At 61.8% G+C, this 20,325-nt stretch carries 23 protein-coding genes; 18 read left to right on the forward strand and 5 right to left on the reverse strand.

What is annotated here, in order from left to right; all coding sequences use genetic code 11:
* Positions 1-32 precede the first annotated feature (32 nt).
* Positions 33-929: an AraC family transcriptional regulator gene (locus HKK54_RS23620; RefSeq protein WP_178120993.1), complete on the reverse strand. Its 897-nt coding sequence runs from the start codon at positions 927-929 to the stop codon at positions 33-35.
* 139 nt (positions 930-1,068) lie between these two features.
* Between HKK54_RS23620 and HKK54_RS23625 the strand changes: the two genes are divergently transcribed.
* Positions 1,069-1,812: an SDR family NAD(P)-dependent oxidoreductase gene (locus tag HKK54_RS23625; RefSeq protein ID WP_169388021.1), complete on the forward strand. Its 744-nt coding sequence runs from the start codon at positions 1,069-1,071 to the stop codon at positions 1,810-1,812.
* A 16-nt stretch (positions 1,813-1,828) separates the two neighbouring features.
* Entirely contained in the window at positions 1,829-2,233 is a 405-nt protein-coding gene (locus tag HKK54_RS23630) for a VOC family protein (RefSeq protein WP_169388022.1), read from the forward strand.
* Between the two features lie 22 nt (positions 2,234-2,255).
* On the opposite strand, the gene HKK54_RS23635 is transcribed toward HKK54_RS23630, so the two are convergent.
* Positions 2,256-2,687 (reverse strand): hypothetical protein, encoded by a 432-nt coding sequence (locus HKK54_RS23635; RefSeq protein WP_169388023.1) that lies wholly within the window; start codon positions 2,685-2,687, stop codon positions 2,256-2,258.
* A 148-nt stretch (positions 2,688-2,835) separates the two neighbouring features.
* Between HKK54_RS23635 and HKK54_RS23640 the strand changes: the two genes are divergently transcribed.
* On the forward strand, positions 2,836-3,228 hold the full coding sequence (locus tag HKK54_RS23640) for a RidA family protein (protein WP_169388024.1): 393 nt from the start codon (positions 2,836-2,838) through the stop codon (positions 3,226-3,228).
* On the opposite strand, the gene HKK54_RS23645 is transcribed toward HKK54_RS23640, so the two are convergent.
* A complete protein-coding gene (locus HKK54_RS23645; protein ID WP_010173393.1) occupies positions 3,229-4,125 on the reverse strand; it encodes a LysR family transcriptional regulator in 897 nt (298 codons plus the stop codon).
* Between the two features lie 159 nt (positions 4,126-4,284).
* On the opposite strand from HKK54_RS23645, the gene HKK54_RS23650 reads away from it, so the two are divergent.
* The gene (locus tag HKK54_RS23650; RefSeq protein ID WP_169388025.1) at positions 4,285-5,298 is read left to right on the forward strand and encodes an ABC transporter substrate-binding protein; all 1,014 of its coding nucleotides are present in this window, start codon (positions 4,285-4,287) and stop codon (positions 5,296-5,298) included.
* Positions 5,299-5,372: 74 nt separating this feature from the next.
* Here HKK54_RS23650 and HKK54_RS23655 read toward each other — a convergent pair whose 3' ends face one another.
* Positions 5,373-6,272, reverse strand: coding sequence for a LysR substrate-binding domain-containing protein (locus tag HKK54_RS23655; protein WP_169388026.1), 900 nt, complete (start codon positions 6,270-6,272; stop codon positions 5,373-5,375).
* Positions 6,273-6,444: 172 nt separating this feature from the next.
* Here HKK54_RS23655 and HKK54_RS23660 point away from each other — a divergent pair, with 172 nt between their 5' ends.
* The 7 genes from HKK54_RS23660 to HKK54_RS23690 all read left to right on the forward strand — a co-directional run bounded on the left by HKK54_RS23660 (position 6,445) and on the right by HKK54_RS23690 (position 12,914).
* On the forward strand, positions 6,445-7,392 hold the full coding sequence (locus HKK54_RS23660; RefSeq protein ID WP_010173388.1) for a branched-chain amino acid ABC transporter permease: 948 nt from the start codon (positions 6,445-6,447) through the stop codon (positions 7,390-7,392).
* The gene (locus HKK54_RS23665) at positions 7,389-8,474 is read left to right on the forward strand and encodes an ABC transporter permease subunit (protein ID WP_169388027.1); all 1,086 of its coding nucleotides are present in this window, start codon (positions 7,389-7,391) and stop codon (positions 8,472-8,474) included. The genes HKK54_RS23660 and HKK54_RS23665 overlap by 4 nt, the downstream gene beginning before the upstream one ends.
* Positions 8,471-9,244: an ABC transporter ATP-binding protein gene (locus tag HKK54_RS23670; RefSeq protein ID WP_169388028.1), complete on the forward strand. Its 774-nt coding sequence runs from the start codon at positions 8,471-8,473 to the stop codon at positions 9,242-9,244. The genes HKK54_RS23665 and HKK54_RS23670 overlap by 4 nt, the downstream gene beginning before the upstream one ends.
* Positions 9,237-9,953: an ABC transporter ATP-binding protein gene (locus tag HKK54_RS23675; protein WP_169388029.1), complete on the forward strand. Its 717-nt coding sequence runs from the start codon at positions 9,237-9,239 to the stop codon at positions 9,951-9,953. The genes HKK54_RS23670 and HKK54_RS23675 overlap by 8 nt, the downstream gene beginning before the upstream one ends.
* Positions 9,954-10,019: 66 nt before the next feature.
* Positions 10,020-11,159 carry a branched-chain amino acid ABC transporter substrate-binding protein gene (locus HKK54_RS23680; protein ID WP_169388030.1) on the forward strand — a complete coding sequence of 380 codons (1,140 nt, stop codon included), beginning with the start codon at positions 10,020-10,022 and terminating at the stop codon, positions 11,157-11,159.
* 31 nt (positions 11,160-11,190) lie between these two features.
* Positions 11,191-11,682 carry an L-2-amino-thiazoline-4-carboxylic acid hydrolase gene (locus HKK54_RS23685; protein ID WP_169388031.1) on the forward strand — a complete coding sequence of 164 codons (492 nt, stop codon included), beginning with the start codon at positions 11,191-11,193 and terminating at the stop codon, positions 11,680-11,682.
* Positions 11,679-12,914, forward strand: a complete 1,236-nt coding sequence (locus HKK54_RS23690) for a Zn-dependent hydrolase (RefSeq protein ID WP_169388032.1) — start codon at positions 11,679-11,681, stop codon at positions 12,912-12,914. The genes HKK54_RS23685 and HKK54_RS23690 overlap by 4 nt, the downstream gene beginning before the upstream one ends.
* A gap of 72 nt (positions 12,915-12,986) precedes the next feature.
* Here the strand turns inward: HKK54_RS23690 and HKK54_RS23695 are convergent, their stop codons facing one another.
* Positions 12,987-13,775: an AraC family transcriptional regulator gene (locus tag HKK54_RS23695; RefSeq protein ID WP_010173375.1), complete on the reverse strand. Its 789-nt coding sequence runs from the start codon at positions 13,773-13,775 to the stop codon at positions 12,987-12,989.
* 85 nt (positions 13,776-13,860) lie between these two features.
* On the opposite strand from HKK54_RS23695, the gene HKK54_RS23700 reads away from it, so the two are divergent.
* From HKK54_RS23700 to HKK54_RS23730, 7 genes are all read left to right on the forward strand, one after another.
* On the forward strand, positions 13,861-14,859 hold the full coding sequence (locus HKK54_RS23700; RefSeq protein WP_169388033.1) for a bile acid:sodium symporter family protein: 999 nt from the start codon (positions 13,861-13,863) through the stop codon (positions 14,857-14,859).
* Between the two features lie 88 nt (positions 14,860-14,947).
* Complete coding sequence (locus HKK54_RS23705; RefSeq protein WP_010173373.1) at positions 14,948-16,138, forward strand: sugar transporter; 1,191 nt, start codon at positions 14,948-14,950, stop codon at positions 16,136-16,138.
* A 42-nt stretch (positions 16,139-16,180) separates the two neighbouring features.
* Entirely contained in the window at positions 16,181-16,747 is a 567-nt protein-coding gene (locus HKK54_RS23710) for a hypothetical protein (protein ID WP_010173372.1), read from the forward strand.
* 361 nt (positions 16,748-17,108) lie between these two features.
* Complete coding sequence (locus tag HKK54_RS23715) at positions 17,109-17,312, forward strand: toxin-antitoxin system YwqK family antitoxin (protein ID WP_442962340.1); 204 nt, start codon at positions 17,109-17,111, stop codon at positions 17,310-17,312.
* On the forward strand, positions 17,309-17,737 hold the full coding sequence (locus tag HKK54_RS23720; RefSeq protein ID WP_010173370.1) for a hypothetical protein: 429 nt from the start codon (positions 17,309-17,311) through the stop codon (positions 17,735-17,737). The genes HKK54_RS23715 and HKK54_RS23720 overlap by 4 nt, the downstream gene beginning before the upstream one ends.
* Before the next feature lie 18 nt (positions 17,738-17,755).
* The gene (locus HKK54_RS23725) at positions 17,756-18,226 is read left to right on the forward strand and encodes a hypothetical protein (RefSeq protein ID WP_010173369.1); all 471 of its coding nucleotides are present in this window, start codon (positions 17,756-17,758) and stop codon (positions 18,224-18,226) included.
* Between the two features lie 482 nt (positions 18,227-18,708).
* A complete protein-coding gene (locus HKK54_RS23730; RefSeq protein WP_169388034.1) occupies positions 18,709-20,262 on the forward strand; it encodes a TerC family protein in 1,554 nt (517 codons plus the stop codon).
* Positions 20,263-20,325: the final 63 nt, after the last annotated feature.

The following is a 20,325-nucleotide window of genomic DNA, read 5'->3' on the forward strand; positions in this document are numbered from 1 at the left end:
GGGGCGTGCGATGGCAGGCTAGCACGTTGTGCTCACTTCGCCTTCGGGACCCGGTTTTCTCCCAGGATCCGCGCGGCATCCCGTGCCGGTGGCAGGCCGAATACCCGGGCGTAATCGCGGCTGAACTGGGTCGGGCTTTCATAGCCGACTTCAAAGGCGGCGCGGGTGACGTTTTTGGCGCTGGCCACCATCAGGGTGCGGGCCTGCAGCAAGCGCACGCGCTTCTGGTACTGCAATGGGCTCAGGTTGGTGACGGCCTTGAAGTGCCGGTGAAAGGCCGACACGCTCATCGCGGCTTTCTGCGCCAGGGCTTCCACCCGGATCGGCTCGGCGAAGTCCCGGCGGATCCACTGGATGGCCTGGCTCACCCGGGCCATGGCCGTGTCGGGCGCTGCTATTTCCCGCAGCATCCAGCCGTGGGGCCCTTGCAGCACGCGATAGAGAATCTCGCGTTCATACACCGGCGCGAGGGCGGTTATGGCCTCAGGGTTACCCATTAGCCGCAGCAGGCGCAGCCAGGCATCCATCAGTTCAGGGGTTACGGCGGCCACTGAAAATCCCGCCTCCCGGTCGTAGCGTCCGGCAGGTTTGGGCAAGTCGCCGAGCAGCGTCGCAAGTACCGTCGGGTCCAGTGTCAGGCTGACCGCCAGGTACGGTTCACCGGAGGCCGCAGGGTGCACAGTGCCCACGGCGGGCAGCTCGATGGACATCACAAAATACGTCGCCGGGTCATAGCGCAGTGTGCGATCACCCACGGTCATGGATTTGCTGCCCTGCAGGATCAGGTTGATCATCGGCTCATACACGGCAGCCAGCATGTGCTCGGGAATCGCGCCCTGAACCATGGCCACGCGCGGGATCCCCGTTTCAGTGCGGCGGTTTTCGGCCTTGGCGGCCAGGGTGCGCAGTTCGATCAGTTGTGTGTTCATGCCGGGCATGCTGAGCGTGCGGGTGTGACTTGTGCAAGCGAAAAGCAGAAACAGGCAGGTTTCGAGCACGAACGGCTGCGTCGGCGCAGGCGTACACGCCTACTGTGGTCACTCCTTTGAACAAGCAGTGGAGCCACACATGGGCGTTATCCTCATCACCGGCGGTAGCCGTGGCATTGGTGCCAGCACTGCAGAGTTGTGTGCCCGTAAAGGCATGGGTGTGATCCTGACCTACAACAGTCATCCGCAAGCCGCCCAGGCGGTGGTGCAGCGGATCGAGTCGGCGGGCGGCCAGGCGGTTGCGCTGCCACTGGATGTGGCTGACGTCCGCTCGTTTGAGGGGTTTGGCGAGACGGTAAAACGGACGTTATCGGCAACCTGGGGCGTGGGCGGTTTGAGTGGCCTGGTGAATAACGCAGGTTTCGGCCTGTTCAATCCCCTGGCCTCGGTCACCGAGGCGCAGTTCGACGGGCTGTTGAATGTGCACCTCAAAGGCCCGTTCTTCCTGACGCAAGCCTTGCTGCCGTTGCTGCAAGCCCATGCCTGCATCGTCAACCTGACCAGCGCGACCACCCGCGTGGCCACCGCCGGCGTAGCGCCTTACGCGGCTTTCAAGGGCGCACTGGATGTGCTCACCCGCTACATGGCCAAGGAGTTCGGCGAGCTTCAGATCCGTGCGAACGCCGTCTCTCCGGGCGCCATTCGCACCGAGCTGGGCGGCGGGCTCAATGATGAGTTCGAAGCGCTGCTGGCTTCACAAACCGCTCTCGGCCGAGTGGGCGAACCTGAGGATGTGGCACGTGTGATCGCCCTGTTGCTCTCGGAAGAAGGCCGCTGGATCAATGCCCAGACGATCGAGGTCGCGGGCGGTTACATCATCTGAAAAACGAGGCTGAACCATGCTGGATCATCTGTTTTTGTCGGTCCGCGACCTACAACGCTCGATTGATTTCTACCGCGCCGCACTGACACCGCTGGGCATCACCACGCGCCACGACTACGCCGGCAAGGACGGCCCGCCGGGCCATCCGGACCTCAAGGGTTTCGGCGCCAACGGACGCATATTCTTCTGGTTGCGCGAGGGCGTGGTTGAGGGCAGGGCGGTGCACGTGGGTTTCGTCGCCAGCAGCCGCGCCGAGGTCGATGCGGCCTACCAGGCGGCGATGAGTGCTGGCGCCGTCGACAACGGCGCCCCGGGCGCGCGTTTGCACTACGACCCGAACTACTACGCCGCCAACGTGCTGGACCTGGACGGCTACAGCCTGGAATTCGTCTACAAGAACTGGCAGCACGCCCAGTCGTAGCAACTGTCGGAGAGGGAGGCGATCAGCCCGCGGCCTGCGGCTGCATCCGCCACTCACCGTCCACATCCTTGACCAACCCACTGGCCACAAACAGCGGCGCCAGGCGTTTGTGCAACTGCGGCTCGACAAACTCTTTCACGGTGTCCAGGGCCAGCGCGCCGCTCAGCGGCAGCTCGGCCTTGGTGTAGGACAGCCAGGCCTTTTTCAACATCATCAGCACGTCGCTGCCGGCGGTGGAGGCGAAGCGGCGGTGGACTTTCTTGCCGTCGAAATCGAAGGTGTGCTGGAACTCGTAACCCGCCTCGTTGCCTTCGCTGGCGACGCAGCGGATGCAGGTGCAGGGGCCATCGCCGAAAGCGCTGCGCAGGTAGGTGTTGAAGTCCACCACGGGCTTGAGTGACAGGCGCTTGTCCACCTCGAACAGGTCGCCGGTCATTTTTTCGTCAGTGTTCAAGGTCCATTTCCTCGCAGCGGTTTTTTCAAGGGCGGCACGATACCAGCCGAAGGGCATGGGCGGGTAGTTTTTGGTCGCTTCAGTGGGGACGTCCATTCGCCAATGCCCTTGTTAGAGTTTCCATAAATCACCCCCAGAGGAAACCGGCATGAGCAGCACACCCACGATCTACAACCACGGCGTTTCATGGGAAGAGGGCAACAGCGTCAGCCAGGGCTACCGCGTCAACGGCACGATCTATATTGCCGGGCAGTTTTCTCACACCCTCGACGGCGAATTCGTTGACGGTGATGCGGCCGTCCAGACACGCCAGGCCCTGGAGAATCTTGATCACGTGTTGGCAGGCTTTGGCGTCAGCCGCTCGAACATTGCGGCGGTGGATTTCTTCCTGGTGCACGCCAAGCGCGACTTTGAGGCGGTGGTCAAGGTGTGGAAGGAATACATCGGCGGCCATCGCCCGGCCGCGACCCTGGTCGGCGTGAATTACCTGGCGTCGGATGCACAGATCGTCGAGATCAAGGTGATTGCCCACGCCGACTGATCAGCCCGCGAGTTCATCCACCATCAGGTCGATAAAGCGCCGTACCCGGGGTTCCAGGAAGCGTTTGCTCGGGTACATCGCCAGAATCTCCACGTCTCCCGCGTCCAGGTTGGGCAACACGGGCACCAGGCGCCCGGCGGCCAGGTCCTCGGCCACCAAGAAATCCGGCAGCAAGGCGATGCCCAGCCCGGACACGGCGGCGTCACGCAGCGCTTCGCCGCTGTCCAGGCGCAGGCGGCTGCGCCCGTAAGCCTTGACCCAGGTGCCGTCCGCCTCGCGAAAACGCCAGCTTTGTTTGCGTGTACGGCTGCTGAAGTACAGGCAGTCGTGGTGGGCAAGGGCGTCCATGTCTCGGGGCGTGCCGTGCTCGGCGAGATAGCCCGGCGCGGCGCAGAGCAGTGCCTGATAACGGGCGACCACGCGGGAAACCAGCTGGCGGTCGGTGTTCGCGCTGCCGATGCGGATGGCCAGGTCGAAACCGTCCTCGACGATATCGGCGGTGCGGTCGCTGAAGCTGACTTCCACCTGCACCTCGGGCCACGCCTGCAGGTACTTTTTCAACAATGGCAGCAGCACCTTGCGCCCGAAGGCGTCGGGCACGGTGAGCCGCAGCAACCCGCGTGGCACGCCGGTGGGCTGGCCGATACGGCTTTGGGCGTTGTCCACCGCCGCGAGGATCTCCAACCCCTGGTCATACAACGCGCGGCCCTCATCGGTGAGGCTCAAGGTGCGGGTGGTGCGGTTCAGCAGGCGCACGCCCAGGCTGTCTTCCAGGCGCGCCACGGCCTTGCCGGCGGCCGAGCGCGTCAGGCCCATCGCCTGGCCACCGGCGACGAAGCTGGCGCCATCGACCACCGCCATGAAAATCAGCATCTCGTTAAGGTTGGTGCGCAGCATGCGAGGCGTCTCCGGACCACATCATCAGGAACAGGCGCGCAATATAGCAGCGCCGGCGGGGAGTGTTTTTCGTATATCCATAGATCCCGATGTTCTTTTTCCATGTGGCCGTTCGTCGCTACGCTCGCAGCCCTTCTCATTAACCCGGCAGACCCCCTCATGACCGTCAAGCGTCCCTCATTGACCCTGCTGGCTGCTGCCCTGGCGGCGACCGGCGTGTTACTCAGCCCAGGCGCCCAGGCCGAAGGCAAGATCAGCATTGCCCAGCAATTCGGCATCGGCTACTTGATCCTCGACGTGGTTCGCGACCAGCACCTGATCGAGAAACACGGCAAGGAGCAGGGCCTGGACATCAAGGTGGAGTGGAACAGCATCTCCGGCGCCACCGCGATGAACGAGTCGCTGCTGGCTGGTGCGCTGGACGTGGTGTCGGCGGGTGTGCCGCCCATGCTCACGCTGTGGGACCGCACCAAGGGCAAGCAGAACGTCAAGGCCATCGCCTCGCTGGGGTCGATGCCCAACTATTTGCTGACCAATAACCCGGACGTGAAGACCCTCAAGGACTTCAGCGAAAAAGACCGCATCGCCGTACCGGCCGCGGGTGTGGGTTTCCAGTCGCGCACCTTGCAGATTGAAACCGCCAAGCAATTCGGAAACGACAACTACAAGAAGTTCGATGACATCTCCATCAGCCTGGCTCACCCGGACGCCACAGCGGCGCTGATTGCCGGCGGTTCGGAGATCAACGCGCACTTTTCCAGCCCGCCGTTCCAGTACCAGGAGCTGTTGAATCCCAAGGTGCACAAGGTGCTGAGTTCCTACGACATTCTCGGTGGCCCGGCCACGTTCAACGTGCTGTACACCACCGAGAAATTCCATGACGAAAACCCCAAGACCTACAAGGCGTTCTATGACGCGTTGGCCGAGGCCGAGAAAATCATCAAGGCCGACAAGCCGGCAGCGGCCCAGGCTTATATTCGTGTAGAGCAGTCGAAGCTACCGCTGGCGCTGGTGGAGAAGATCGTCCAGGACCCGGAAATCGACTTCACCATCGTGCCCCAGCGTACGTACATCTATGCCGAGAAACTGCAGGAGTTGGGCGTGCTGAAAAACAAGGCGGGGAGCTGGAAGGATTACTTCTTTGAAGAGGCGCATGGCGGTGACGGGAGCTGACACCGTCTCGAATTGAAATGAGTACAAAATGTGGGAGCTGGCAAGCCCGCTCCCACATTGGATCTACGGTGTTTTCAAGTTCCTGCAAGACTGGTTTTGATCCAGTCATACAAGTGATTCCCCTCACTCGACAACTCGCTGTTGGCCCGCCGGCACAGGTAGTACTGGCGGCCATCGTCGACCTGTAGATCAAACAGTTTCACCAATTCCCCATTCGCCACATGCGGCGCCACCAGTGGCTCGCGCAGCAGTGAGCAGCCCAGCCCGGTCAGCGTCGCCGTCAGCGCCAACTGACCATCCTCCAGCAGCAAACCATTCAGCGCTGTGCCGTGATGCACGTCGGCAGCCTGGAACCATTGGCTCCAGGTGCCGCGCTCTTCGTCGTGCAGCAACGGCAACTCGCTCAGGGCCTCGGGCGTGTCGATCGGGCCGTGTTGCTCCAGGAATGCCCGGCTGCAATAGGGCGTCACCGCTCCGGAGATCAACGGCTCGCTGTGATACCCCGGCCAGTGCCCGGTGCCAAAGCGGATCGACAGGTCGGCCGCATCGCTGGGGTAGCTGCGGTGGTTGGCGTAGGTGACGTTGATGTCCAGCGCCGGATGGTCCTTGAGGAACTGCGCCAGGCGCGGGATGAACAGGTTGATGCCGAACAGCGGGATCAGGCTGATGGTGACCTGGCGCGTGGCGCTTTTTTCCCGCACGTGTTCGGTGGCGCTGCGCAGCACGGCGAAGGCCGAGCGAATCGCGCGGTAGTACTCGCGGCCTTCTTCGGTGAGCACCAGGTTGCGGCCCTGGCGCAAGGTCAGCGGTTGCTGCAGGAAGCTTTCCAGCAGGTGCAGTTGATGGCTGACGGCGGAGGGCGACACATCCAGCTCGCGGGCGGCGGAATTCACCCCGCCGTGGCGGGCAAATGCTTCGAAGGTGCGCACGGCACGCAGGGGCGGGTCATTGGCTAACTGTTCTAAATTATTCATGTGTTGAATTAAATACTAAGTGTGATGGAAAATAAAGAGCCATAAATGCCGTATTTATGGCGGTTATAGCGCTTTATGCGTTTGGCATAACCATATGAATTTCTGATATTTGATAAAAATAGAATAGATGCTTAGTGTGCCGCCCTCGTAAGTAGTGAGGTCGATGGTGTTCATGGATGCGTTTATCCAGCAACTGCTCAATGGCTTGATGACGGGCAGTCTCTACGCGCTAGTGGCCTTGGGTTACACCATGGTCTACGGCATTTTGCGGATCATCAACTTCGCCCATGGCGACGTGTTGATGATTGGCGCCCTGGTGGGCCTCTCGGTGATTCGCCTGTTGCAGGCGACATGGCCGGCAATGCCGCCGGTGCTGGTGCTGCTGGTGGCCACCGTGATTGCCATGGCGTTCTGCGCGGTACTCGCGGTGTTGATCGAGCGGGTCGCTTATCGACGCCTGCGCAACGCGCCGCGCCTGGCACCGTTGATCAGCGGCATCGGGGTATCGTTGTTGCTGCAAACCATCGCGATGCTGGTGTGGACGCGCAACCCGCAGATGTTCCCGCAACTGCTGCCACTGGAACCGATTGAAGTGCTCGCCGGCGCTTCGGCCCATCCGGCGATCACCAACGCTACCGCCCTGACCACCATTGCCGTCGCACTGTCGGTGATGGTCGCGCTGCTGGTGCTGGTGGAACGCACGCGCTTTGGCCGGGCCATGCGCGCCGTGGCCGAGAACCCGCAAGTGGCGAGCCTGATGGGCATCAACCCGAACCGCATCATTGTGCTGACTTTCGCCATCGGCGGCGCCCTGGCGGCACTGGCCGGGATCATGATGGCGAGCAACTACGGCAGTGCGCATTTCTACATGGGGTTCCTGCCGGGCATCAAAGCCTTTACCGCAGCGGTGCTGGGCGGCATCGGCAACCTCAAGGGCGCGATGCTGGGCGGCCTGCTGCTGGGGCTGATCGAAGCCCTGGGCACCGGTTACCTCGGCGCGGCCACTAACGGTGTGTTCGGCAGCAATTACCAGGATGTGTTTGCCTTTATCGTGTTGATCGCGGTGCTGGTGTTTCGTCCTTCGGGGCTGTTGGGCGAACGACTGGCGACCCGCGCATGACTGTCTTGAACGCTTCCAGCCGGCGCGCCAGTCTCGGCCTTGTGCTGTTTGCCGTGGCGCTGGTGTTGGCGCCGTGGATTGTCGGGCACGCCGGTGGCAACACTTGGGTGCGCACCCTCGACTTTGCCTTGCTGTACATCATGCTGGCTTTGGGCCTGAACATTGTGGTGGGCTACGCCGGGCTGCTGGACATGGGCTTTATCGCGTTCTACGCGGTGGGCGCCTACCTCGCGGCGTTGCTGTCTTCACCACACCTGCTGCAGCAATTCCCGGCGCTGATGGCGCTGCTGCCGACGGGCATGCACACCTCGATCTGGTTGATTTTGCCGTTGGCCGCGCTGCTGGCGGCAGGCTTTGGGGTGTTGCTGGGCGCGCCGACCTTGCGCCTGCGCGGCGATTACCTGGCCATCGTCACCCTGGGCTTCGGCGAAATCATCCGCATCCTGCTGCGCAACCTCGATCGCCCGGTAAACATCACCAACGGCCCCAAAGGCATTGCCCAGGTCGATCCGGTCAACCTGCTGGGGATCAACCTCGGGCGCACCCAGGAGCTGTTCGGCCTGCGCCTGCCTTCGGTCTATCTGTATTACTACCTGTTCGCCGCGCTGGTGGTGCTGATCCTGTTTGCCTGCGTCCGCCTGGAGCGCTCGCGCATCGGCCGGGCCTGGGTGGCGATCCGCGAGGACGAAGAAGCGGCCCAGGCGATGGGCGTCAACACCTTGCGGCTGAAGTTGCTGGCGTTTGCCATCGGTGCCGGGTTTGGCGGGGTGAGCGGGGCGTTGTTCGCTTCGTTCCAGGGCTTTGTCTCGCCGGAGTCCTTCACCCTCAACGAGTCCATCGCCGTACTGGCGATGGTGGTACTCGGCGGCATGGGCCACATCCCGGGGGTGATTCTCGGCTGCGTATTGCTGGCGGCGTTGCCGGAGGCGTTGCGCGCAAGCATGGGCCCATTGCAGCAGGCGCTGTTTGGCCAGGTGCTGGTGGACCCGGAAATCATTCGTCAGTTGTTTTACGGGCTCGCGCTGATCCTGGCGATGCTCTATCGCCCGGCAGGCCTGTGGCCAAAAGGAGTGGCGCGATGAACCAGCCGTTGTTGCAGATCGACCAGGTGAACAAGCACTTCGGCGGCGTGGCGGCGCTCACCGACGTGAGCCTGAGTATCCAGCCCGGGGAAATCTATGGATTGATCGGTCCCAATGGCGCCGGTAAAACCACCTTCTTTAACGTGATGACCGGCCTCTACACCCCGGATTCCGGGCGCTTCCAGCTCGACGGCCAGGATTACAAACCGGCCAGCGTGCACCAGGTGGCCCGGGCCGGCATTGCCCGGACCTTTCAGAATATCCGCCTGTTCAACGCCATGAGTGCCCTGGAAAACGTCATGGTTGGCCGCCATGTGCGCACCCGCAATGGCTTATGGGCCGCCTTGAGTCGCCATCGCCGTGCGCAGGAAGAAGAAGCGCAAACCCGCGCCCATGCCCATCGCCTGCTGGCGTATGTGGGGCTGGCGGGGTTCGCCAATTACCGCGCCGACAGCCTGTCTTACGGCCATCAACGCCGCCTGGAAATCGCCCGCGCCCTGGCCACCGAGCCACGCTTGCTCGCCCTCGACGAGCCCGCAGCCGGGATGAACGCCAGCGAGAAAGTGCAACTGCGCGGCCTGCTGGAAAAGATCCGCGACGACGGCCACACGCTGCTGCTGATCGAGCACGACGTGAAGCTGGTGATGGGCGTTTGTGACCGCATCAGCGTGCTCGATTACGGACAAGTGATCGCCGTGGGCGCGCCCGCTGAGGTGCGCCGCGACCCTGCGGTAATCCAGGCCTATCTGGGAGCCAGCGCCCATGTCTGAACCGCTATTGAAAGTCGACGGCTTGCAGGTGCGCTACGGCGCCATCGAAGCGGTCAAGTCCCTGGATTTGCACATCGGTGAAGGCGAGCGCGTGACCTTGATCGGCGCCAACGGTGCCGGCAAGACCTCCAGCCTCAAGGCCCTCACCGGATTGCTGCCGGCTGCGGCGGGGCAGATCCGCTTTGCCGGGCACTCGATCCTCGGCCAGGCGCCGGACCAACTGCTGCGCCAGGGCATTGCGATGGTGCCGGAAGGGCGCGGCATTTTTGCGCGCATGAGCGTGATGGAAAACCTCCAGGCCGGGGCCTTTTTGCGCCGCGACACCGAACAGGTCAACCGCGAGATCCGCCAGTTGTTCGAGCACTTCCCGCGCCTGGAAGAGCGCCTGCAACAGTCCGCCGGCCTGCTGTCCGGTGGCGAGCAACAAATGCTCGCCCTGGCCCGGGCACTGCTGTCCAAACCGCGCCTGCTGGTGCTGGACGAACCGTCCATGGGCCTGGCGCCGATCATGGTGGAGAAGATCTTCCAGGTGATCGACGACGTGTGCCGCCAGGGCATGACCCTGCTGCTGGTGGAGCAGAACGCCCGGCTCGCGCTGCAGGTCACCGACCGCGCCTATGTGATGGACACCGGGCGCATCAGCCTCAGCGGCCCGTCCCACGAATTGCTCGACCACCCCGAGGTGCGCAGTGCCTACCTCGGTGAATGAATTAACCCTGACGCTACCGGACGCCCGGCGTGTTCCGACCCGCCCGTAAACAAGCAGGAACTACTGATGAAGACTTTCAAACACACCCTAGTGATCGGCCTGGCCCTGAGCAGCCTGGCGAGTGCCGTGGCCCAGGCCGACCAGACCGTACTGATCGGCCTGGCCGGCCCGTTGACCGGCCCGTCGGCGCGTATCGGCAAAGACCTGGAAAACGGCGCGCAACTGGCCATCGAGGCGGCCAACGCCAAGCACCCGAAAATCAACGGCGAGGCGGTAACGTTCAAGCTGCTGTCCGAGGATGACCAGTCCGACCCGCGCACCGCCGTGACCGTGGCCCAGCGCCTGGTGGACGAAGGCGTGGTGGGGGTGGTCGGCCACTGGAACACCGGCACCAGCATTCCTGCCGCCCGGGTTTACCACGACGCAGGTATCGCCCAGGTCGCACCGGTGGCCACCGGGCACGCGTACACCCAGCAGGGTTTCGACACCAGCTTCCGGATCATGGGCCATGACGACGATGGCGGCCAGGTGGCCGGCGACTATGCTTTGAACACCCTCAAGGCCCGGCGCATTGCGGTGATCGACGACCGTACCGCGTTTGGCCAGGGCCTGGCGGACCAGTTCGTCAAATCCATCGAGGCCGGTGGCGCCAAGGTGGTCTCCCGTGAATACGTCGACGACAAGACCATCGACTTCAGCGCGGTGCTGACCAACATCCGCAGCCAGAACCCGGACCTGATTTTCTTCGGCGGCGTTGATTCCCAGGCGGCACCGTTGGCCCGGCGCATCAAACAGTTGGGCATCAAGGCACCGCTGATGGGCGCCGGTGGGTTTGTCAGCCAGACCTTCCTGCAACTGGCGCAGAACGAAGGCGAGGGCGTGATTGCCCTGGAGCCGGGCCTGGCGGTGTCGCAGATGCCGGGTGGCAAGGCGTTCGAGCAGGCTTACAAGGATCGCTACAAGGCGTCGATCGAACTGCACGCGCCGTTCGCCTATGACGGTGTCGGGGTGTTGGTGGCGGCGATCGAGAAAGCCGACTCGGTGAACCCGCAAAAGTACCTGCCGGTGCTGCGCGCCATCAGCTACCAGGGCGTGACCGGGACTATCGCGTTTGATGCCGAGGGCAATCTGAAGAAGCCGTCGTTCACGGTGTATCAGGTCAAGGGCAATCAGTGGCAGCCAGTGAGTGTGGCGGGCGGCAAGTAAACGAATTATGTGGAGCTGACGGAGGCACACAATGAGCAAGCTGGAAGGTGAACTGGGCATCCTGGCCCGGCGGCGGATCGAAGCCGAAATCATCAAGCCGATCTACGAGATCCTGGTGCGCGAGCAAGGCAAGGACTTTGCGGCGGCGGTGATCGGCGAGGCGGTGGGCAATGCGGCGATCCAGGCCGGCAAGCACTTTGCCGAACTGGAAGAACAGGGTGCCGACCTCAAGAGTTTCGTCGAGCTGCAAGTGCTCTGGGAAAAGGACGATGCGCTCAAGGTCGAGATCATCGCCAGCGACGCCGAGCACTATGACTACGACGTGAAGCGCTGCCGCTACGCCGAGATGTACCACGAGATGGGCCTGGGCGAGATCGGCCACTTGCTGTCCTGCAACCGCGACGAACTGTTTATCGTCGGCTACAACCCGGACATCAAGCTGACCCGCACCCAAACCATCATGGGCGGCGCCCATCACTGTGACTTCCGCTACCGGGCCAAGCCTCAGGGGCCCCGCTCATGAGTGACTTGGCGCGGGTCGACGGCGAGCGCCTGTGGGGCTCGCTGATGGAAATGGCGCAGATCGGCGGCACGCAAAAGGGTGGGGTTTCACGCCTGGCCCTCACCGATGAGGACCGCCGCGGTCGTGACCTGTTTGTGCGCTGGTGCGAGGCGGCGGGTTGCAGCATCCGGGTGGATGCCATGGGCAATATCTTTGCCCGTCGCGCCGGGCGCCGGGATCACCTGGCGCCGGTGCTGACCGGTTCCCACGGCGACTCCCAGCCGGCGGGCGGCAAGTACGATGGCATCTATGGGGTGCTGGCGGGGCTGGAAGTGGTGCGCACCTTGAACGACCTCGGGATCGAGACCGAGCGGCCGATAGAAGTGGTCAACTGGACCAACGAAGAAGGCTCGCGGTTTGCCCCGGCGATGATTTCTTCCGGGGTGTATGCCGGGGTGTTTGACCTGGAGTACGGCCTGTCCCGCGAAGACAAGGCTGGCGTCACCATCGGCCAGGCGTTGCAGCAGATTGGTTATGCCGGTGCGCACCCGGTGGGTGGCCAGGCGGTGCATGCCGCGTTTGAGCTGCACATCGAACAGGGGCCGATTCTTGAAGCCCAGGACTTGACCATCGGCGTGGTGACTGGCGCCCAGGGCCAGCGCTGGTATGAAGTGGAACTGAGCGGGCGCAGCGCACATGCCGGTACTACGCCGATGGATCACCGCCTGGATGCGCTGCTCGGGTTTGCCCGGGTGGTGGAAGCGGTCAACCAGATTGGCCTGGAGCAGGGCGCCGAAGGGCGAGCGACGGTGGGCATGGCGAATATCTTCCCTAACTCACGCAACGTGGTGCCGGGGCGGGTGTTTTTCAGTGTCGAGTTCCGGCACCCGGATGAAGCGGTGCTGGCGCATCAGGACCAGCAGTTGCAGGCGGCGGTGGCGCGGATTGCCGAGGGGATTGGCCTGCAACACAGCGTGAAGCAGATCTTCCAGTACGCGCCGATTGCCTTCGACAGCGCGTGTGTGGACGTGGTGCGGGCTTCGGCGCAAGCGTTGGGGTATAGCCATCGCGACATGATTTCCGGGGCCGGGCATGATGCCTGCTACCTGAACCGGGTGGCGCCGACGGCGATGATTTTTGTGCCGTGTGTGGATGGGCTGAGCCATAACGAGGCGGAGGAGATTTATCCGCAATGGTCGACGGCAGGGGCGGATGTGTTGTTGCAGGCGGTGTTGGCCAAGGCGCAGGAGTGAGCGAGGTGTAACTGTTCAACTGGATTCCCACAGGGGACCGAGTTCCCGCTCTGGAGCTTCTTTGTCTGGGGATCAGCGGAAGAATTCGCCGGGTGTGGCGTCGAATTGCTGGCGGAAGGCGTTGATGAACGCCGAGGTGGATTCGTAGCCGCAGGCCAATGCCACATCGGTCACCCGTTCGCCTTGCTCCAGCGCGGGCAAGGCGCTCAGCAGGCGCAAGCGCTGGCGCCAGGCGCGGAAGGTCAGGCCGGTGTCGCTCAGGAACAGCCGGCTGAGGGTTTTTTCGCTCACCGCCAGTTTCTGGCTCCACTGCCCCAGGGTGGTTTGCTGCTCGGGGTGCAGGTTCAGGCTGCGGTAAATCTGGCGCAAGCGGCTGTCGGCGGGCAGTGGCAGCATCAAATCGACCTGGGGCGCGGCGGCCAACTGGTCCAGAACCACCTGGGCCAGTCGCCCGTCCGGGCCATCCTCGGCATATTCCACCGGCAACTCGCTGAAGCTGCGGATCAACTCCCGCAACAGGCTGCTCACCGCGAGCACCTGGCAGCGGTCGGCCGCCCAGCCGGTGACGCTGCAATCCAGGTACAGGCTGCGCATCTCGGTATGGGGCGAACTGAACACCCGGTGCGGCATGCCGGCCGGGATCCACACCGCGCGCTGGGGCGGCGCGACGAAGCGTCCTGCACTGGTCTGGATCTCCAGCACCCCGGAAATCGCATAGGACAACTGCACCCACGGGTGACTGTGACGACGGGTCAGTGCGCGGTTGGGCAGGGATTCGGTACGGCCATACACCGGCCTCGGCAGGCTGGAAAGCCCGGGCACGCTGCGGCGCACGGTTTTTTCATGTCCTTTAGGCGGCATTTACTGGCTCATTGGCGTTAGTCGGTAACAAGCCGTTACGTTAGAGTCGCGAGGATGCTCTTGGCAACCCCTGGAAGATTGGCTTATGACCCGCCCACGTTTTTTACCTGACAACTTCACCCTGACCCTGGTCGCGACGGTGATCCTCGCGTCCCTGCTGCCCGCCAGCGGCCAGACCGCCGTGGCCTTCGGCTGGGTGACCAACCTGGCCATCGCGCTACTGTTTTTCCTGCACGGCGCCAAACTGTCGCGCCAGGCCATCGTCGCCGGTGCCGGCCACTGGCGCCTGCACCTGCTGGTGTTCAGCCTGACCTTCGTGCTGTTCCCGCTGCTGGGCCTGGCGCTCAAGCCGGTGTTGTCGCCGCTGATCGGCAAAGACCTGTACATGGGCATGCTCTATCTGTGTGCATTGCCTGCCACGGTGCAGTCGGCGATTGCCTTTACGTCCCTGGCCCGGGGCAACATCCCGGCGGCGATTTGCAGTGCGGCGGCGTCGAGCCTGTTCGGGATCTTCCTCACGCCGTTGCTGGTGACCTTGTTGCTTAACGTGCACGGCGACGGCGGCTCGACGGTCGACGCGATTCTGAAGATCAGCGTGCAACTGCTGCTGCCGTTCGTCGCCGGGCAAATCGCCCGCCGCTGGATCGGCGAGTGGGTAGGGCGCAACAAATCCTGGCTGAAGTTCGTCGACCAGGGCTCGATCCTGCTGGTGGTCTACGGCGCGTTCAGCGAAGCGGTCAACGAAGGCATCTGGCACCAGATTCCGCTGTGGGAGCTGGGTGGCCTCGTGGTGGCCTGCTGTGTGTTGCTGGGGCTGGTGCTGGTGGCGTCCACCGTGCTGGGCAAGGCGTTCGGGTTCAGCCAGGAAGACCGCATCACCATTTTGTTCTGCGGCTCCAAGAAGAGCCTGGCCACCGGTGTGCCCATGGCCCAGGTGCTGTTCGCCGGGGCGACCATGGGCGTGCTGATCCTGCCGCTGATGCTGTTTCACCAGATCCAGTTGATGGTGTGTGCCGCCCTGGCCCAGCGTTATGCCAAGCGTCCGGAATCGATTCCGGAGCTGATGGGACAGGTCGATCCCTGAACCGTCGTGTTACTATTTTTTGCGCGCGGCTCAAGGGCCGGCATCGGGCCGGCTTGATCTGCGCGCAAACGAGTACGACGACCTGTAAATGAGCATTTCCGCCGCAACACCTCAAGCCAACTGGCAACCGGTCTTCGCCCTCGCGTTGGCCGCCTTCGTTTTCAATACCACCGAATTTGTGCCGGTCGGCCTGCTGAGTGCCATCGGCGCGAGCTTCGACATGCCCATCGCCAGCGTCGGCCTGATGCTGACCATCTATGCGTGGATCGTGTCCCTGACCTCGCTGCCGGTGATGCTGCTGACCCGCAACGTCGAGCGGCGCAGGCTGCTGATCGTGCTGTTCGGCATGTTTATCGCCAGCCATATCCTGTCCAGTGTGGCCACCAGTTTTGGCATTTTGATGCTCAGCCGGGTGGGTATTGCGTTGTCCCATGCGCTGTTCTGGTCGATCACGGCGTCCCTCGCGGTGCGCCTGGCGCCGGAGGGCAAGCAGGTGCAGGCCCTTGGTCTGCTGGCTACCGGTACTTCGCTGGCGATGGTGCTGGGTATCCCGCTCGGCCGCTTGCTGGGCGAAGCCATGGGCTGGCGCACCACGTTTCTGGTGATCGGCGCGTTTGCGGCCGGGCTGGTGTTCTGGCTGGCGCGCACCTTGCCGCTGCTGCCGAGCCAGAACTCCGGTTCGTTGCGCAGCCTGCCGCTGCTGTTCAAACGCCCCGCGCTGGTGGCGCTGTATGTGCTGACGGCGATGGTGGTGACGGCGCAATTCACCGCCTACAGCTATGTTGAGCCGTTTGTTGAAGGCGTTGCCGGTATGAGTGGCAACACCGTGACCCTGATCCTGCTGGTATTCGGTGGAGCGGGCATCATCGGTTCGTTGCTGTTCAGCCTGGTGCACCGCTTTAACCCCCATCGTTTCCTGATCAGCGCGGTGACCATCCTCGCGCTGTGCCTGGCGTTGTTGCTGCCGTTGAGTGGCGAGGTGTCGTATCTGGTGACCCTGAGCGTGTTCTGGGGCATGGCCATCATGGGCTTTGGCCTGGCGCTGCAATCCAAAGTGTTGGTGCTGGCGCCGGATGCGACGGATGTGGCGATGGCGATGTTTTCCGGGATCTACAACATCGGCATTGGCGGTGGGGCGCTGATGGGCAGTTGGGTCGGCAGCCACTTTGGGTTTGCCTGGATAGGTGCGGCGGGCGGGTTGTTGGCGGCAGTGGCGTTGATTGGGTATTGCCTGGCGATTTATCGGTTTGGGCAGGGTGTGGCCCGCGGCCCTCTGTAGGCGCGACATTCTTAATGCAGTGGTTTTTTCTAGGGATTTAGTATGAAAGCAGGGTTGCTGATCGTTGTTTTATTGATGCTGGGTGGTTGCGTCACCAACCAGTTGCACTTCGCTTCTTATACCTCTGACGCGGAGTTGGCCAGCATTAAGAACAGTGCTGTTCAGTCGGATATTGTCGGGGTTTCAGGCTACGAGCGTTGTGGGCCCTGTACTGAGCGAAGCAAGATTGTATGGCATGCCGCGAACCACGAAATCGTCAGCCTCTACGAGGGGATGGCCAATGTTCCTGTTGATGATTGGGTTGGCTTTACCAAGCGGGCTATAGGGTCTGATTCGGCATCGTCCATTAAAGCCCGGGTCGAGATTGATCGGGTTTTCGTAAAAACCTGGAGTGATCCCGAATACTATGCGGCTGATGTAGAACTTTCGGTTTATATCGGCGGTGTCAAATATGCCGGGCATTCACGAATCAAGATAAAAGGCGCAGGCCAGACGCTTATTCAGCGGGATAAAGTGGCTTTCAATTCAGCTACCCTCGATGCCGTCAGTGTGGGGTTGAAGGCGGCTTATCTGGATGCGTTTGCAAAGTTTAAAACCTCAACTCACTGATGGCGCCGCTTACTGCTTGCTCCTACAGGAGGTATTTCCATGGCAGTTCGTTTGATTAAACCGGCGGTATTTGCAGTGCTCGCCGGGTTTTCCGTGTTGTGGCTCAGCCCTGCAAGCCTGGCGGCCAGTTTTTATTGATGAGCGGGTGATGACGAAGGGGCCGTTCTGAATAACGGGCATAAAGGTACAACGCCGGCTAAAGTCAGTTTTCTCAACAGAGTCTGAAAGCACATCAACATACCGCAGCAGGTTTGCCATGGACGAAAAACCAAACGCGTTACACATAGCGGAAATTCCCTACGAGACCGGAGAGGTTCGATTCAGGTATTCGCGTTACCTGTCCGACGACGGCACGCAATGGATTCGGCATGGGCTTTTTCGCGCCTACCACCCAAACGGCAACCTGGCTTCCGAGGGGAATTACGTGGACGGTGCCGAACACGGCGATTGGCGGGACTACCACGCCAATGGACGGGTGGCGGCGCAGGGCGCTTATGAGCGTGGCCAGGAAGTTGGGGTGTGGTCGTTCTGGGATGCAGATGGATCTCTGGAGGAGTCCTCATGACCACTGAGCTTGCGTCGTCGCTGCACGGAGAGATCCAGTCGCTATGCAGTGCAGGTGATCAATTGGCCGATGAAGGCCGCTATGAAGAGGCCATCGAGCAATACAACAAGGCCTGGATCTTGATCCCCGGACCGCAAAATAACTGGGAAGCCTCCACCTGGGTATTGGCGGCCATCGCTGATGCATGCTTTTTATCCGGATTCAACGGCTCAGCCCGGGATGCCTTGGACTATGCGATGACCTGTCCGGGCGGTCTCGGAAATCCGTTTTTACATTTGCGCCTGGGGCAGGTTTTGCTGGATCAAGGCCATGATGACCAGGCCGCCGATGAATTGATGCGGGCATACATGGGCGCAGGGGCCGAGATCTTTGAGAACGAGGATGGGCGCTATCTGCGCTTTCTTGGCACGCGGGCAAATCTCTAGACGAGAGGGCGGGTGTTGATGTCCACGTTGGCAATGATCCGGCAGCAATGTTTGCTTTTGAATGGCGCGCGCGCCGTTGAGCCTGGGTTTCTTGATGAGGTGCAGAGCCAGCTTGGCCTGGCGCTTGCGGATGATTTTCGTGAGGCTGCCGAGTTCTTCGATGGCTCTGGAATCTACGTTTTGCCCTTGCACGCGATAGGGTGGTCGCTTGCGCCGAATGTCCTGGATGAAACCAGACGTCTTCGAGAGCGTGCCGAGCTTGCGCGGCAGTTTTTGGTATTAGCCCAGCCGCCGGCCAGTTTGATCGTGATGGATTGCTCAGGCGGAGGCGGTCGGGTGATTTGGTGTGACGACGTGGATGTGTGTCGCCTTGGTAGGGAGGCCTTGTTGACTGCGCCGGATTCATGGCCGACGTATACCGCGTTTCTTGAATACCTGATCAGTGAAGAGCAGCAAGATCGTGTGGATCTGCCCGACGATAAAGCTTGATGCTACAAGCCTGGCTGAAGTCCGGCGCGAGGGTGACGCGGAGCGTCACGGTATGCATTCCCACGCAGAGCGTGGGAACGATCGATGAGGAGTTTCTGCTCGGCAGAAAACTTATTAAGTCTATCGATTGGTTGGACTGGGTGTGAAGGGTTGAAGTGAGAGGGCCTGGATGTAGAGGCCCTTCAACCCATGCAGGACAATCGTCGACACCTTACCTGTTACAGATCTTGTAATAATTTTAGATTGTAGGAAATTCCCGTTTCGCCTGTACGATTCAAGTCCTTTTTCCATAACAGGACCTACATGAACACCCTCTCGGAGCCTCCCAGTCGTCTTTCCCCAAGACATTCACTGCCGCCGTTCCCGCTGATCGCCTGCCTCAACGCCAAGCACCCCTTATTCCAATTGCCTACCCTTACCCGGTCCCTCGACCGTGCGTTGCCGTGCCCGGCATTCTGAAAAACTTGAAGAGATACTGAAAAATGGAATGGTTAGCGGATCCAACGGCCTGGCTCGGCCTGTTGACTTTGATTGTGCTGGAGCTGGTGCTGGGCATCGACAACCTGGTGTTTATCGCGATCCTGGCGGACAAGCTGCCGCCGGAGCAGCGTGACCGTGCGCGTCTGATCGGTTTGTCCCTGGCATTGCTGATGCGCCTGGGCTTGCTGGCGAGTATTTCGTGGTTGGTGACCCTGACCCAGCCCTTGTTCGAGGTGTTCGACAAGAGCTTCTCGGGCCGTGACTTGATCATGCTGTTTGGTGGTGTGTTCCTGTTGTTCAAGGCCACCATGGAATTGCATGAGCGCCTTGAGGGGCATGTGGCTCAGCGCACTGGCAACGTGGCTTATGCGATGTTCTGGCCGATCGTTGCGCAGATTGTGGTGCTGGACGCGGTGTTCTCCCTCGACGCGGTGATTACCGCCGTGGGCATGGTGGATGAGCTGGCAGTGATGATGATCGCGGTGATCATTTCCATCGGCCTGATGATCATTGCCAGCAAGCCGCTGACCCGTTTCGTCAACGCCCACCCGACGGTGATCATGCTGTGCCTGGGCTTCCTGATGATGATCGGTTTTGCCCTGACCGCCGAAGGCCTGGGTTTCCATATTCCGAAGGGTTATCTGTACGCGGCCATTGGTTTCTCGATTTTGATCGAGGTGTTCAACCAGATCGCCCGGTCGCGCCGCAAGAAGTCGGCCCAGGGCACGCTGCCGAGGCGTGAGCGTACGGCCCATGCGGTGATGCGTTTGCTCGGCGGGCGTAATTTGGCAGTGGAGGAGGTAGGCGAAGAGGTCGCCGACCTGCTGGACAACCCCGATGCCAGCGGCGGGCCGCTGTTCGACCGGCGCGAGCGGGTGATGATCAGTGGCGTGCTGCAACTGGCTGAACGCCCGATCCGTACGCTGATGACGCCTCGGGCGAAGGTGGACTCTATCGATCTGTCGGACGATCCCGACACTATCCGCCTGAAACTGATGCATTCGTCTTACTCGCGTCTGCCCTTGATCCGCAACGGTAATGTCGACGAGCCATTGGGTTTTGTGCACAAGAAGGAGTTGCTCAAGGAATACCTGGCCGGTAACGAGCCGAACCTGGAGCACCTGGCACGCCGGGCGATCAACCTGCTGGAGAGTTTTTCGATCCTCAACGCCCTGGAGCAGATGCGCCAGGAGTCGACCCACATTGCCTTCGTTATCAACGAATTTGGCGACTTTATCGGGGTGTTGAGCATGACCGACATCCTGGAATCCATCGCCGGTGAGTTGCCGGATGCAAGCGAAGTCGAAGGGCCGGATATCGTCGAGGAGGCGGGCGGTTTCCGGGTCAACGGTGCGTTGAACCTCAACCTGATCCGCCAGCGTACCGGCTTCAAGGCCGTGGCCACGGAGGATTACCAGACCCTGGCCGGGTTGGTGATGAGCCTGCTGGATCGCCTGCCGGTGGTGGGCGATAGCCTGGAACATGAAGGCTGGCGCCTGACCGTGGCCGCAGTGGAGGAACGGCGGGTTACGCAGGTGCTGCTGGCACGGCTGTAGCGGGTGGATTTCATTCGACGCTGGGCTGGCCTTTGGATAGCATCGCCGCTCACTGAACCGTTA

The organism is Pseudomonas sp. ADAK13, from assembly GCF_012935715.1.
GTDB lineage: Bacteria > Pseudomonadota > Gammaproteobacteria > Pseudomonadales > Pseudomonadaceae > Aquipseudomonas.

What these genes read in the sequence shown, in the direction of transcription:
- HKK54_RS23620 (WP_178120993.1), bottom strand. Translation starts at nt 929, where the DNA reads ATGAACACACAACTGATCGAACTGCGCACCCTGGCCGCCAAGGCCGAA.
- HKK54_RS23625 (WP_169388021.1), top strand. Translation starts at nt 1,069, where the DNA reads ATGGGCGTTATCCTCATCACCGGCGGTAGCCGTGGCATTGGTGCCAGC.
- HKK54_RS23630 (WP_169388022.1), top strand. Translation starts at nt 1,829, where the DNA reads ATGCTGGATCATCTGTTTTTGTCGGTCCGCGACCTACAACGCTCGATT.
- HKK54_RS23640 (WP_169388024.1), top strand. Translation starts at nt 2,836, where the DNA reads ATGAGCAGCACACCCACGATCTACAACCACGGCGTTTCATGGGAAGAG.
- HKK54_RS23645 (WP_010173393.1), bottom strand. Translation starts at nt 4,125, where the DNA reads ATGCTGCGCACCAACCTTAACGAGATGCTGATTTTCATGGCGGTGGTC.
- HKK54_RS23650 (WP_169388025.1), top strand. Translation starts at nt 4,285, where the DNA reads ATGACCGTCAAGCGTCCCTCATTGACCCTGCTGGCTGCTGCCCTGGCG.
- HKK54_RS23655 (WP_169388026.1), bottom strand. Translation starts at nt 6,272, where the DNA reads ATGAATAATTTAGAACAGTTAGCCAATGACCCGCCCCTGCGTGCCGTG.
- HKK54_RS23660 (WP_010173388.1), top strand. Translation starts at nt 6,445, where the DNA reads ATGGATGCGTTTATCCAGCAACTGCTCAATGGCTTGATGACGGGCAGT.
- HKK54_RS23665 (WP_169388027.1), top strand. Translation starts at nt 7,389, where the DNA reads ATGACTGTCTTGAACGCTTCCAGCCGGCGCGCCAGTCTCGGCCTTGTG.
- HKK54_RS23670 (WP_169388028.1), top strand. Translation starts at nt 8,471, where the DNA reads ATGAACCAGCCGTTGTTGCAGATCGACCAGGTGAACAAGCACTTCGGC.
- HKK54_RS23675 (WP_169388029.1), top strand. Translation starts at nt 9,237, where the DNA reads ATGTCTGAACCGCTATTGAAAGTCGACGGCTTGCAGGTGCGCTACGGC.
- HKK54_RS23680 (WP_169388030.1), top strand. Translation starts at nt 10,020, where the DNA reads ATGAAGACTTTCAAACACACCCTAGTGATCGGCCTGGCCCTGAGCAGC.
- HKK54_RS23685 (WP_169388031.1), top strand. Translation starts at nt 11,191, where the DNA reads ATGAGCAAGCTGGAAGGTGAACTGGGCATCCTGGCCCGGCGGCGGATC.
- HKK54_RS23690 (WP_169388032.1), top strand. Translation starts at nt 11,679, where the DNA reads ATGAGTGACTTGGCGCGGGTCGACGGCGAGCGCCTGTGGGGCTCGCTG.
- HKK54_RS23695 (WP_010173375.1), bottom strand. Translation starts at nt 13,775, where the DNA reads ATGCCGCCTAAAGGACATGAAAAAACCGTGCGCCGCAGCGTGCCCGGG.
- HKK54_RS23700 (WP_169388033.1), top strand. Translation starts at nt 13,861, where the DNA reads ATGACCCGCCCACGTTTTTTACCTGACAACTTCACCCTGACCCTGGTC.
- HKK54_RS23705 (WP_010173373.1), top strand. Translation starts at nt 14,948, where the DNA reads ATGAGCATTTCCGCCGCAACACCTCAAGCCAACTGGCAACCGGTCTTC.
- HKK54_RS23710 (WP_010173372.1), top strand. Translation starts at nt 16,181, where the DNA reads ATGAAAGCAGGGTTGCTGATCGTTGTTTTATTGATGCTGGGTGGTTGC.
- HKK54_RS23720 (WP_010173370.1), top strand. Translation starts at nt 17,309, where the DNA reads ATGACCACTGAGCTTGCGTCGTCGCTGCACGGAGAGATCCAGTCGCTA.
- HKK54_RS23725 (WP_010173369.1), top strand. Translation starts at nt 17,756, where the DNA reads ATGTCCACGTTGGCAATGATCCGGCAGCAATGTTTGCTTTTGAATGGC.
- HKK54_RS23730 (WP_169388034.1), top strand. Translation starts at nt 18,709, where the DNA reads ATGGAATGGTTAGCGGATCCAACGGCCTGGCTCGGCCTGTTGACTTTG.